This is a genomic window from Aminipila luticellarii (assembly GCF_004103735.1).
GTDB lineage: Bacteria > Bacillota > Clostridia > Peptostreptococcales > Anaerovoracaceae > Aminipila > Aminipila luticellarii.
In genome coordinates this window covers 2,612,057-2,625,379 of the sequence record NZ_CP035281.1, presented here as the reverse complement: position 1 = coordinate 2,625,379, position 13,323 = coordinate 2,612,057, and the positions used below count along the sequence as shown (strand labels likewise).

Annotated in this window: 11 protein-coding genes and 1 riboswitch; of the genes, 5 read left to right on the top strand and 6 right to left on the bottom strand. The window is 43.5% G+C overall.

Annotation, left to right across the window (positions count from 1 at the left end; translation table 11 throughout):
• Window positions 1-142 precede the first annotated feature (142 nt).
• Together lysA and EQM06_RS12210 are read left to right on the top strand one after the other, a co-directional pair.
• Entirely contained in the window at window positions 143-1,411 is a 1,269-nt protein-coding gene (lysA, locus tag EQM06_RS12215) for a diaminopimelate decarboxylase (protein WP_128746635.1), read from the top strand.
• Between the two features lie 12 nt (window positions 1,412-1,423).
• Window positions 1,424-3,025: an alanine/glycine:cation symporter family protein gene (locus EQM06_RS12210; RefSeq protein ID WP_128746634.1), complete on the top strand. Its 1,602-nt coding sequence runs from the start codon at window positions 1,424-1,426 to the stop codon at window positions 3,023-3,025.
• Window positions 3,026-3,090: 65 nt separating this feature from the next.
• On the opposite strand, the gene EQM06_RS12205 is transcribed toward EQM06_RS12210, so the two are convergent.
• Together EQM06_RS12205 and EQM06_RS12200 are read right to left on the bottom strand one after the other, a co-directional pair.
• Complete coding sequence (locus EQM06_RS12205) at window positions 3,091-3,822, bottom strand: TIGR03915 family putative DNA repair protein (protein ID WP_128746633.1); 732 nt, start codon at window positions 3,820-3,822, stop codon at window positions 3,091-3,093.
• Complete coding sequence (locus tag EQM06_RS12200) at window positions 3,803-5,317, bottom strand: putative DNA modification/repair radical SAM protein (protein ID WP_128746632.1); 1,515 nt, start codon at window positions 5,315-5,317, stop codon at window positions 3,803-3,805. Before EQM06_RS12200 ends, EQM06_RS12205 begins: the two co-directional genes overlap by 20 nt.
• A 159-nt stretch (window positions 5,318-5,476) precedes the next feature.
• Between EQM06_RS12200 and EQM06_RS12195 the strand changes: the two genes are divergently transcribed.
• A complete protein-coding gene (locus EQM06_RS12195) occupies window positions 5,477-6,448 on the top strand; it encodes a patatin-like phospholipase family protein (protein ID WP_128746631.1) in 972 nt (323 codons plus the stop codon).
• 69 nt (window positions 6,449-6,517) lie between these two features.
• The gene (gene pyk / locus EQM06_RS12190) at window positions 6,518-7,945 is read left to right on the top strand and encodes a pyruvate kinase (protein WP_128746630.1); all 1,428 of its coding nucleotides are present in this window, start codon (window positions 6,518-6,520) and stop codon (window positions 7,943-7,945) included.
• Window positions 7,946-8,000: 55 nt separating this feature from the next.
• Here the strand turns inward: pyk and EQM06_RS12185 are convergent, their stop codons facing one another.
• Genes EQM06_RS12185 through cbiQ form a run of 4 tightly spaced genes read right to left on the bottom strand, consistent with a single transcriptional unit; the run spans window position 8,001 to window position 10,791 of the window.
• Entirely contained in the window at window positions 8,001-8,330 is a 330-nt protein-coding gene (locus EQM06_RS12185; RefSeq protein ID WP_330548339.1) for an energy-coupling factor ABC transporter substrate-binding protein, read from the bottom strand.
• Window positions 8,330-9,091: an energy-coupling factor ABC transporter permease gene (locus tag EQM06_RS12180; protein WP_330548338.1), complete on the bottom strand. Its 762-nt coding sequence runs from the start codon at window positions 9,089-9,091 to the stop codon at window positions 8,330-8,332. Before EQM06_RS12180 ends, EQM06_RS12185 begins: the two co-directional genes overlap by 1 nt.
• An 18-nt stretch (window positions 9,092-9,109) precedes the next feature.
• Window positions 9,110-9,940: an energy-coupling factor ABC transporter ATP-binding protein gene (locus EQM06_RS12175; RefSeq protein ID WP_128746628.1), complete on the bottom strand. Its 831-nt coding sequence runs from the start codon at window positions 9,938-9,940 to the stop codon at window positions 9,110-9,112.
• A gap of 11 nt (window positions 9,941-9,951) precedes the next feature.
• Window positions 9,952-10,791, bottom strand: coding sequence for a cobalt ECF transporter T component CbiQ (gene cbiQ / locus EQM06_RS12170; protein WP_128746627.1), 840 nt, complete (start codon window positions 10,789-10,791; stop codon window positions 9,952-9,954).
• A 138-nt stretch (window positions 10,792-10,929) separates the two neighbouring features.
• A riboswitch (cobalamin riboswitch) is annotated at window positions 10,930-11,132 on the bottom strand.
• 226 nt (window positions 11,133-11,358) lie between these two features.
• Here cbiQ and EQM06_RS12165 point away from each other — a divergent pair.
• The gene (locus EQM06_RS12165; RefSeq protein WP_128746626.1) at window positions 11,359-13,248 is read left to right on the top strand and encodes a heavy metal translocating P-type ATPase; all 1,890 of its coding nucleotides are present in this window, start codon (window positions 11,359-11,361) and stop codon (window positions 13,246-13,248) included.
• The last annotated feature ends 75 nt before the right edge of the window (window positions 13,249-13,323 follow it).

Here is a 13,323-nt window from a genome sequence, read left to right as displayed (position 1 = left end):
TATTTTTTCCGAAAAAACGGAAAAAAGGGGGACAACATTTTTGAGAAAGTTTGAAATTTAAGGCTCTTTATGCTTGGCACGATTTTTGAATAAATACTAGTATAAAAGTACAGAAGAATGTGAGGACAGAAAGGAGAATACAATGAACAATAAAGATTTTATTTTTGATGGCTGTAATATGACAGAGATTGCTGCTAAGTACGGCACACCCCTCTATGTAATGTCTGAGTCATCGATTCTGAAGAAATGTCAGGAGATCAAATCCGACTTTCTCGACAAATATCCAAACACTAGGGCGGTATTTGCCAGTAAGGCATTCCAAACCTTAGAAATTTGCAGAATGGTGGTACAGGAAGGGTTGGGGCTGGATACCGTATCGGGCGGTGAGATTTATACTGCCCATAAGGCTGGCGTGCCAATGGAGTTTCTGGATTTTCACGGGAACAACAAAACCTTAGAGGAAATCAAAATGGCGGTGGACTACAATGTGGGCAGGATAGTAGTAGATAATCTGTATGAGCTGGAAGCTTTACAGGAATATGCGCAAAAAGTGAACAAAAAAGTAAAAATCCTGTTCCGCATTACCCCCGGTGTGGACTGCCATACGCACAAGTTCATAACCACGGGACAGTTGGATTCAAAATTTGGAATACCACTTGAGAACGGCATATTAAAGGATTTTATCAGGCGGGCCTTGGATATGGAGAACATTGAATTAATGGGCTTTCATTTCCATGTGGGGTCACAGCTGGCTACCAATGAATCTCATCTGGCTGCCCTGAATATTGCACTTGATCTGATGAAGGACGTAAAGCAGACCTTGGGATTTGAAACCAAAGAACTCAATATCGGCGGGGGCTTTGGTATTCATTATACGGGGGACGATAAAACAGTAAAAGTCAGTGAGTTTATGGATCCGATTATGAATGAGCTTTATGCCAAGTGCGATCAATACCAGCTGGCAGTTCCGCAGATAACCATAGAACCGGGACGCTGGATTGTAGGGGAAGCCGGAGTGACCCTCTATACGGTGGGTTCTATCAAAGAAATCCCCGGAATCCGAAAATACATAGGTGTCGACGGCGGTATGACGGATAATATCAGACCGGGACTATACGGAGCAAAATATCAGGCGGTGCTCGCCAATAAGATGAATCAGGCCAGCAAGGAGAAGGTCACCATTGCGGGCAAATGCTGTGAAAGCACAGACATTCTGATCTATGACATGGAGCTTCCGGAAGTGGAGTCGGGAGATACTTTGGCGGTATTCAGCACGGGCGCATATTGTTATTCCATGTCCAGCAATTATAATAAGATTCCAAGACCCGCAGTGGTTATGGTAAAGGACGGAAAAGACCGGCTGATCGTAAAGAGAGAGACGTATGAAGATATGATTTCCAGAGAGATATAGGAGGGTAGGTTTATGAATCAGTTATTTGATGCGGTAAATGCATTTTTTGCGTTCATTGTGCCGATTTCAGATTTTTTGTGGGAGTTTCCGACAAATTTTGAATGGTATGCTCAGATCCCGATATTGGGTCATTTTGCTCTTTCAGTTCTGATATTAGTGGGGGCAGGATTATATTTCACAATCAAGACTAGATTCGTACAGCTGAAAAGATTTACAAGAAGTATTAAAATCGTTGCCAACCGGCAGGCTACGGAAACAGGAATCTCTCCGTTTGCGGCATTTATGCTGAGCTCGGCGATGCGCGTTGGACCGGGAAACATCATGGGTGTGACCGGTGCTGTTTCAGTCGGCGGGCCTGGAGCTATATTCTGGATGTATGTCATGGCACTTTTCGGAATGGCTACAGGATTTACAGAAGCAGTTCTCGCCCAATTATTTAAGGAAAAAAAGGACGATGAGTATGTAGGCGGACTGGCATTCTATGGAATGCGTATTATGGGAAATAAGAAAAGCGTTGGAGTTTTGCTTTCTTTGCTGTTTATCGTCTATGCGCTGTTCAATGTTCCAAGCCAGACCTTCCATTTATTTACGGCTTTGGGTTCGGTAGCCAACACACTGGGGAACACCACCTATGACCGAACCTCAGCGGTGTACTATGCAATAGGTATTATTCTTATTATTGCGATAGCCGCATTGGTGCTGGGCGGAATGAAACGTGTTACCAAATTTACGGACATCTGCGTTCCGATCATGGCTGTTGTATATTGCGGAATTGTTCTTACTTTGATTGTTGTTAATTATCGTGCGATTCCATATTTCTTCTCCGCAGTAATCGGAGGGGCATTTTCGCCGGAAGCGATCTTTGGGGGACTTTTTGGTGTGGCTCTCCAGCAGGGAATAAAAAGAGGGTTAATGGCCAATGAAGCCGGTCAGGGAACCATTACCATGGCGGCTTCTGCCGCAAGCAACAAGCATCCAGTCGATCAGGGTCTGGTGCAGTCCATGGGGGTATTCTTTGATACCTTTATCATTTGCTCTATGGCAGGCTTTGTTATAGTTATGGCACATGTCTGGACGGGAGATGCCGGCGTTGCATGGGATGCGATCAAGGATGATAAGCTGGGGGTATACATGCTTTCAGCCCAGACTCTTGCCCCGGGAATTGCAATGGATGCAGTAGTAAAAGTCATTTTATCTATCTGTTATGCTCTGTTTGCTTTTACCACTTTAATCGGGATGATTGTTTTTGCGGAGATCAGTGCCAATGTGATTTCTAAGGACAAAAAGTTTATCATGGCAATCCGAATGTTGGGTTCTTTGTTCTTTGTTCCATTTGGTGTGGTGACCGTACTGGCCAATTTACAATTAGGGAATATATGGTATTTGGCAGATTTAATGAATATATTCCTCGTATTTGTCAATGTTCCAATTATATTAAAGGGAAGCAAATATGTATTCAAGGCTCTGGAGCATTACAATAGAACGGACGGAAAAGAAGGGTTTGTTTCTAAGAGGGATATCGGACTGGAGACTGCTTATTGGACGGAAGAGGCAGAACAGGCAAGAGAGCAGTTCCGCAGTAAACAGGAGGAGTCCCAGAAATCAATCGGATGACAAATAAATAGATTGGTTTTTAATCGGATTCACAAAACTATGCCGGTGCATTTGCACCGGCTCTTTTAGATTTCGGTAAGATGCTTCCAATAACGAACCGGCATAAGATTTTTCTGGCATCGGGGATTTGTACGCTCTTTGATGGCAATCGTCCGAAAATATTTTTTCCAAAGAGCCCGATACTCTTCTTCCTTTGCGGACAAGCGTGGGAGATTTTCCTCCGTGAAAGCGGTAATATACCACTCGCCTTCCTGAGCTACCAGTGCTTTGCTCCGTCGTTTGTCATAAATGATAAAGGGCTCCCTTTTATATCGGTCCGTAAAGTGTCCCGCAAGAAACTCCAGAATATCGTGATCCGGTTCTAAAACGGCATAAAGGACTTCGCCCTCCAGTACGGAAAATCGGAGCAAGCCAAGCAGCCTGTGGATTTCGGAGGTGACTTTTTTTTCAGTTTTTTCTACCGGAGAGACGTAGGGATTGCCGTGGAGAAGACTGATCTTCGACCCTTCCTTAAAACCCAGACGGATATAATTTAAGAGCAGCATTTCCCGTTGGTCTGCGGCAGACCGAAAGACTCGGTATATTCGCTGTAAATCATAGGAAGATATTTTCTTTTCGATGGCATCATACACTTTAGCAGCCTTTTCAACATCCGTATTTATTTCAAGGAATGAATGTAATATACTGGGCTGATACTGATCCGAAGTAAAAATTCCTGATGCCTTTTCTTCATAATAGTGACAGTAAACGCATGTTAAAAAACCTTCAAAGCTGCTGTCATATAAGTAATCCACCATTTGTTTCTAAGCTCCTTTGCAATGATACAGAATCTTGTGGCGTGGCCGGCAGATGGAAGGATTCAGGAGAAAACATTGAAATCTGAATTTCATCGTTTATTGGCAATAAGCGACTTTTTATTCCATCCGCTTTCAAAATCTTCCCTTTTATATACTCCGGTATTAAATCCTTTCCGCCGTAGTACTTTCCTGAACAGGTCAGGAAAAACCGGGCGCGTTTCAAAACTACGCCCATTTTTTTCAGATCCTCGTACTTTACGGCACACACTTTTCGCTGCCGAATTATGCGCAGTGCAGAAGTCGTGCCCACTCCGGGAATCCGTAAGAGCTCTTCCATGGATGCTTTGTTCACCTCAATGGGGAAATAATGAATATTTCTCAAAGCCCATGTAATCTTTGGATCCAATTCTAAGTCTAAATTGGGTTCTGCATCGGTAAACATTTCATCTGCGGAAAATCCATAAAACCGCAACAGCCAATCTGCCTGATAGAGCCGGTGTTCCCGCACCAACGGAGGCGCCGTAAAAAGAGAGGGAAGGAGCGGTGAATTCCGCACGGGAACATACGCACTAAAATATACACGTTTCATCTTAAAAGAACGATAGAGGCTTTCCGAAGTTTTAACGATCTGCCGGTCTGTTTCGGTTCCCGCCCCGATGATCATCTGTGTTGTCTGGCCGGCGGGAGCAAACCGTTCTTTATATTTATAGCGGGGTTCTTTTATCAGAGAGTGGCCTTCTTTTGGGCTGCTGATCTGGTACAGACTGCCATCGCCCATGTCAGCGTCGGCGCCCTCCGTCTGAATAAGCTCTTTGCCCATCGGCTGGAGATCGTGCAGCGGATTATTTATATTTTTCCCTTTAAACATAGTACCGGGGCCTTTTAAAGCTTTCTGCTCAATCAAAGTAGTGGTGATTTGCTTCATGGGAGAAAAAATAGCGTTGACCTTCTTCTGCGGAGCAAGTCTTTGGAGGCTTTCCCCGGTGGGAAGTTCAATATTCACGCTTAACCTGTCCGCAACCATACCGATGGCATGAATGAGTTCCTGAGATACGCCGGGAATGATCTTGGCATGGATATAACCGGCAAAACCATATTCATACCGCAACAGGGAAAGGCATTGTAATATTCTTTCAGCAGTATAATCGGGAGAATGCTCTACGGCTGAACTTAAGAATAAGCCTTCTATATAGTTTCTTCTGTAAAACTCCATGGTCAAATCGGCCAGCTCCGAGGGTTCAAAGGAAGCCCTTTCTACATCGGCGCTCCTGCGGTTCACACAGTATTCACAGTCATAAACACATTTATTTGTAAAGAGTATTTTAAGCAATGAAATACACCGGCCGTCAGCAGACCAGGAATGACAGATGCCCGCACAGGCGGCATTTCCCATTCGCCCTGCATTTTTTCTTTCTACGCCGCTAGTAGAACAGGACACATCGTATTTTGCACTGTCCGCTAAAATTTGAAGCTTATCCATCAAGGAACGATCCATAGATTTCCTCCTATTTAAAATAATAATTTTTACAATTAAGAACTTTTGTTCTATTATACCATCAAAAGAACTTATGTTCAAATAATAAATTTTGACAATTTTGCAGAATATAATATAATGAATTGAAATGTTTATACGGTGTGGCAAAAGGAGGAAACGATGCAAAACGGGAAGACAGCACTGGTGCTGGGGGGCGGCGGCTCGAAAGGTGCTTATGAAATCGGTGTATGGCAGGCATTAAATGAGCTGGGAATCCAAATTGATATGGTTACAGGCACATCCATCGGTGCGGTCAACGGAGCATTGGTTGCACAGAACGACTTTGAAACCGCTAAAAAAATCTGGAGTGAAATAGAAGAAGGCACCATAACCGAGTTCACGGAAAAAGAAGAACTGAAAAGGATTTTAGAGCAAAATCTGCAAGAGGAGCAAATTCGCTCCAGCCGAACAGAATATGGCATTGTAACAGTAGAATTTCCTGTATTTAAGGCCCATTGTGTTTTTATAGAGGAAATCCCTGAAGGGAAGCTGGTGGATTACATTTTAGCAAGCACGGCTTGCTTTCCCTTTATAAGTCCCCATGAGATTGATGATAAAAAATTTATAGACGGTGGTTATTTTGATAATATTCCGGTAGCCATGGCGTTGAAAAGGGGAGCGGAGAATGTTATAGCAGTGGATTTATCCGCAGCAGGTATTATAAAAAAAGATACCTTAAAGGAAAGCGATTCCTTAAAAAAGATTTCATGTAAATGGTCTTTGGGCAGTTTTTTTGCCTTTAATCCCGAAAACACAAAGAGAATCATTCGATTGGGTTATTTGGATGCTATGAAAAGCTTTAATGTGTTTTCCGGAGAAAAATACACATTTATTAAGGGAGAATTTGCAAAGAGCGGGCTGGAGGAAGCGGATGCGGCTGCGGCCGTTTTCGGATTGGATCCGACCCTGATTTACAGCAAGGAAATTCTCGATAACCATTTGAGGGAAGCAGCAAATGAGGACGGAACAAAAGACTGGAAAGACGAGTTAAAAATAAAAGTAAAAAAGATCATGACCAATAGTCCGGCAAGCTTAGTTGAAGAAGAAATTCTGGCCAAAAGGTATATAGAAAAGAACAAATTGTTGTGGTAAACTACAAGTATATGGAAAAGTAAAGAGAAGCAGATAGTTCAAATGGATATAAAGGAAAGGTGATAATCTATGAGGAAAACAAAAATAATTTGCACGCTTGGTCCTTCAACTATGGACGATGAAATATTGAGACAACTGATGCTGGAGGGCATGAATGCGGCAAGGCTGAACTTCTCTCACGGGGATCACAAACAACACGCGGAGACCTTGCACAGAATCAGACAGATGCGGGATGAACTGGGCCTCCCCATTGCTGCTATTCTGGATACCAAGGGGCCGGAAATCCGAATATGCAAATTCGAGCAGGATAAAATTATTTTAGAGCGTGGACAAAAATTTACACTGACCACCAGAGACATGATTGGAAATCAGGATATGGTAAGCATTACATATCAGGATTTGCCGAAGGACATACATGCCGGAATGAAAATCCTCATAGATGATGGGCTTATAGAGCTTCAGGTTCTGGAGGTCGGGGAAACAGATATTGTCTGTGAGGTAGAGAACGGCGGTCCGGTATCTAACAATAAAGGTGTCAATGTGCCGAATTCTAACCTTTCTATGCCATTTATAAGCCCGAGAGATTACGATGATATCTTATTTGGGATTGAGCAGAATGTGGACTATATTGCGGCTTCTTTTGTCAGAACAGCTGAAGATGTACTGGCTATTCGGAAGATCTTAAAAGAGCAGAATTGCAATACCATACAGATCATCGCTAAAATTGAAAATATGCAGGGCGTTGAAAATATTGATAAAATTATTGAAGTCTCGGATGGGGTCATGGTTGCAAGAGGAGATATGGGAGTTGAAATCCCGCTGGAGGATGTTCCGGTTCTCCAAAAAATTATTATTAAGAAGTGCATTTCAGCAGGTAAAATTGTTATAACGGCTACGCAAATGCTGGATTCCATGATGAAAAATCCAAGGCCAACAAGAGCAGAAGCTACAGACGTTGCCAATGCGATCTATGATGGGACAAGCGCCATCATGCTTTCCGGTGAAACCGCAGCAGGTGCCTATCCCGTAGAGTCCTTGCAGACCATGGTTCGGATTGCAGAGCGTGCAGAAGAGGATATCAATTATAAGAGCCGATTTGCGCAAAATCGAGACATTATAAAACCGGATGTGACCACAGCTATTTCACATGCCACCTGTACGACTTCCATGGATCTCAATGCTGCGGCTATTATTACAGTAACCGCCTCCGGCAGAACGGCACATATGATTTCCAGGTATCGGCCGGATTGTCCTGTCATAGGATGCACCAGCAATGCCTGCGTCTGGAGACAGCTGAATCTGGCATGGGGCGTTACACCGCTTATCATCCCGGAATATCAAAATACCCGTGACTTGTTTAACTCTGCGGTAGCCGCCGCAAGTAAAGCCGGCTATGTAAAAACCGGTGAAATCGTCGTTCTGACCGCAGGCGTTCCGATTGGAATAACAGGAACGACCAACATCTTAAAGGTTCAGATCGCGGGGGTATATCACTAATAAAAAAACCTTTCCCGTAAAAAGGAAAGGTTTTTTGGTTCTTATGTTTGCCGGCTTACTGCGGCTTCTTTTTATTGTTGTGTATTTTTTCCTGTTTGGAGCGTTCTACCAATCTGCCCATAATAAAGGCAATGATGCCGACGCCGATTCCTGTCTGAACACAGAATAACAGGCTCTCAATTTCTCCCGGAAGTTCACCGTGAATGGCCGTTTCCAGAACGGGCGTGAACCAAGGGGTATATTCTGTTCCTGTTATTTCAGAAATGGCAACGCTGCCCGCATCGTCAGAACCGCCGAATTCAGCGCCTTTCAATGCAAATAATGGAACAATAGCTATTAACAGTGCAATGATCAATAAAATGATAACCTTTGATTTCGTTTTCATTATTTTGTGTCACCTCCAACTTCAAATCTTAAATCGGCTAATTCCGGTTTTGCATAGGTTTCAAGACCCATGATAATAATGACGGTAAGAATTCCTTCAATAATGGCAAGCGGAAGCTGAGTCGGAGCGAAAACCGCAAGGAATTTAACAACAGAAGCCATATATCCTCCGGTAGGGGAAGGATAGGCTATCGCCAGCTCTAAACTGGTAACGCAATATGTAAATATGTCACCAATGGACGCGGCAAGAAAAATGCCAACATATTTATTTACATGTAATTTTTTGCACAGAATGTAAATTCCGTAGGAAAGAAATGGTCCTGCGATCGCCATGGAGAAGGTATTGGCTCCTAATGTAGTTAATCCTCCATGTGCAAGCAGAATAGCCTGAAAAATCAATACGATAATACCTAAAATGCTGACAGCACTAGGACCAAGCAGAATAGCTCCCAGACCTGTACCTGTCATATGTGAACAGCTGCCTGTCACAGAAGGAATTTTTAACGAGGAAATTACAAAAACAAAGGCTGCAGCCATAGCAATCATGGTAATATTTCTGCGGCTTTGAGCAAGGGTTTTCTTAATGGACAGAAAGCCGGCTACCAAAAATGGAATACAGATCACGCCCCAGACAATACACATACTAGGCGGAAGATATCCCTCCATAATGTGCATTGCGCTTACTGTTGGAGTAATACCGAAAAACAAAGCGACAGCAGTAACGCTTACAATCAGTTTTTTTTCTTTCATACTCATTTTCATATTTACTCTCCTTTTCTATTATATTTTTTGAATTACTTCCTGTAGTTCCTGAAATGTCTTTGGATAAACCTGTTCATCTTTGAGCAGTGCGTGCTCGACCAGCAAGTCATAGACCTTCATTAGCATGGGCTGTTTTAAATTAGCCTGCTTTAAGATTTCGATCTCTTGAAAAATTTCAAATGGCGTACCGTCGGCAATAATCTTTCCCTCATTAAAAACAAGAACCCTCTCCGCCCATCGATAGACGAAGTCCACATCATGTGTAGAAATGAGCATAGTTTTTCCCTCCGAAGAAAGTTTTCCTAAGACCTCTTCCAGCATTTCCGCATTTAGCGGATCAAGCCCTGCCGTAGGCTCATCAAATATGATGATTTCTGATTTCATAGCAATAATATCAGCAATGCTGACCCGTTTCTTTTCCCCTCCGCTTAAATAGTGAGGCGGCCGATCCTTAAATTCAAGAATGTTCATATAACGCAAGGCTTCCTCTACACGCTCTAAAACCTCTTCTTTTTTCAGCTTTAGATTCATCGGGCCAAATCCGACCTCTGCCAAAACAGTAGAAGCAATAATCTGATTATCTGCGTCCTGAAAGACGATACCGATATTTTTCCGTAATTCCTTCAGATTCTTTTTGGTTATTAAAGTTCCTCTGTAATAAATGTCGCCTTCATCCGGCGTAAGAACTCCGTTGGTATTCAGAAAAAAGGTAGACTTTCCGGCACCGTTGGAGCCGATAACAGCAATTTTTTCACCCTCATAAATATCCACACTGATGTCGTGCAGAGCGGTTTTTCCGTTTCCGTAGCAATACTGTAAGTTCTGAATTTGTAAAATCGGGTTTTTCATAAAGATCCTTTCTATTTTGTGATGTACCATAAAGCTAACAGAAAAAATATGAATATAGCTGCTATAACAACTTGTTTTGCTTTTATATTCTGGGTTTCTTCCAGAACCATAAATTGTCCGTCATAACATCTGGCTTCCATGGCATCATAATAGGCGTTGGATTTTTTCATGGAAACGATCAACATATTGCTTGCAACTTTTCCAAATGTACTCCAAGAAGTTTTTAGATCGCAGAAGCCCAAACGGGAATCTGCGGAATTTCTGATATTGATGTTGACATCAATCAGAATAAATATATAACGATAAGTCATCAGCATCAACTCTGTAAAGAGCTGGGGCACATATGTCTTCTGTAACACGCAGATGATTTCTGAGGATGGAGTCGATAAAGCCATCATCTCCATTGCGCTGATTGCACCGAAAACCTTTAAAATTAAAAAGCACATCATCTTTAAACTCTTTTCGGAAGTAATAATATAAAAGAATCCCAGATGTAAATTGTATTGACCGATCGGTTGCGTGGAAAAGTCAATACCGACCATAATTGTGCCAAGAAGAATAAAGGTAATGGGAATCGTCAGCACGGATACATATGCGTGAACTGGAAGTCGGCCCTTTATTACCGTTAGATATGCCATGGCTATCATGACGGCGATGGACACATATGGATTGTTTAGCGCTATGCATAAAATTAATGTCAAAGCAGAAAACGATACCTTGAAGGTCGGATTCCAACGCCTTATCCCGGAATTATACGCGTAAAAATCAATACTGGAGCCTTCTCCGTGTTTGTGTCCGATTTTATGGTGTTTATGATGCTTTCTGTTCGTAGGAACGATATGTTCTTCCATTTTTCTTATCCTCGACTATATTTCTAGAAATTTATAGGGCATGCCCTGTACGCATCTTTCAAATAAAAAAGACTGCAGCTTTCGCTACAGCCCGTTTTCCTGTAAAACACAATAAAGATATAAACCGATCTCCCTTCGGATTACATGGAATTTTATGCAGGTCTTCTGGCTTACGGATCAACGTCATCTTCCGATCTTCCCAAAGCTCATGCTTCAGTGATCTTCCTTTTTGGAACAGGTTCTGACTCCCCGATTACAGCGGCGGGACCGCGCAGGATTATGACCTGCTTCCCTCTTAGCCGTCAAACGCATTTGACGGAACATAAAATAACTATTTAGTTGCATCTTGATATTATCACCTCCGGTATTTAATGTCAAGGGTGCGAAGCGTTTTATTGGGATTCTTGCAGAAAATTGCGGGAATAAGGCCTTGACAAAAATAAAGGGTGGTTGACAAAAGAAGGAAACGTGATATAGTTTTCGTATCCCCTATAGGGGGATACAGAAACAACAAGAAAGACCGATAGAAAGATAAATATATTGCGATAAGGGAGGACAAAACAAAAAATGAAAAGCTGGATAATAGAAGAAGACAAGCGTAATTTAATATGGGTTATCCTATCGGGAGCAGCACTGCTCGGCAGTCTATTTCACTGGCAGGAAGGAGCCTTACCCTTTGACCCGGCGTGGGCAGCCATTGTCTTATGCGGGATTCCCATCCTTGTTGGGGCAATCAAGGGCTTGGTGGTGGATCACGATATAAAGGCCGATGTTCTTGTTTCCATTGCACTCGTAGCTTCCGTATTTATAGGGGAATATTTTGCTGCCGGAGAGGTCGCTTTCATCATGGCCATAGGGACTCTGCTGGAGAACGGAACATCTAAAAGAGCCAACCAAAGTATAGAAAATCTGATGAAACTTACTCCGCGAACCGCCCGGGTGATTCGAAAGGGCAGGGAAGAGATAATCCCGGCGGAGCAGGTAAAGGTTGACGATATATTAGTAGTGCTGGCGGGGGAAGCCATTGCAGCAGACGGTGTTATTTTATCGGGGCAGACCTCTATTGACCAGTCGGTCATGACGGGCGAATCTCTGCCGGTAGATAAAACAGCCGGAGATCCGGTGACCAGCGGGACAGTCAACCAGTACGGCACCTTTACCATGAGGGCCACTCAAGTTGGTGAGGACAGCTCCCTTCAACGGATGATCAAACTGGTGAAAGAGGCCGGTGCCAACAAGGCTCCTATCATAAGCCTGGCGGACAGATGGGCCACCTGGATGGTGTGGGCTGCATTGGGCGCGGCAGTCATCACAGGGCTTGTTACCGGGGAATGGATTCGTGCGGTCACCGTTTTGGTCGTATTTTGTCCGTGCGCATTTATATTAGCTACACCTACGGCGATTATGGCCGGTATCGGCAATGCCGCAGCGTATGGTATCATCATTCGTTCGGGTGACGCATTGGAACGCTTTGCCAAAGTAAAACACATGGCTTTTGATAAGACCGGAACGCTTACTTACGGCAAACTAAAGGTGATTGCACTGAAAAGCTTTAACGACAGCCTTTCTGAAGAGAAGGTGCTATATTATGCAGCCACCGCAGAGCAGCGCTCGGAGCACCCTATAGGAAAATCTATTTGTGCTCATTATCGAGCGTTACGTGAGCAGGATCTTATAAAAAAATCTGAGAAGAAAGTAATGCTGGAGCCGCAGGACTTTATCTTACTGGCCGGGCAGGGAGTGAGAGCACAGATTGACGGGCAGGAAATACTGATAGGGAAACCAGACTTATTTCAGCAGGAACAAATTTTTATATCGAAGGAAATAGAAGATATATCGGAGGATTATTTGAAGAAAGGTGCAACGGTGGTCTACATAGGAATAAACCGGCACATGGCTGGTCTTATCGCCCTGTCCGATACGGTACGGGAGGATGCGGAGAGGATGATCTCCAAATTGAAAAGCCTTCACATAGAACCCCTGCTCCTCACCGGAGACAATTCGGACGCTGCTCAGGATATCTCAGAAAAGGTAGCCATTTCAAAGGTCAAAGCGAATTTGCTTCCGGAAGATAAGATGAAAGAGCTTAAAAGGTATACGGATGAAAACAAGCCTGTCTGCATGGTCGGGGATGGAATCAACGATGCGTTAGCCTTGAAATCCGCTTATGCCGGAGTCGCAATGGGGGGGATCGGGAGCAGTATCGCGGTGGAGGCTGCCGATGCGGTACTGGTCGGTGACGATATCCAGAGAATCCCATATTTGATCAGACTTTCGCAGAAAACTATGAGGAAAATTAAGGTAAATATTGTATTCTCTATGTGTCTGAATCTGCTCGCCGTCATCCTGTCAGCAATGGGCATACTAAATCCTGTTCTGGGGGCTTTGGTTCACAATGCGGGTTCTGTGGCGGTGGTAATCAACTCTGCATTGCTCTTAACGTCAAAGGATGAATAAGCCTATGAAGTGCCGGTTCATGGACGAATCCCTGCTTGTGTGGTACAATGATTTCAAGGATTGAGGTGCGGTGCT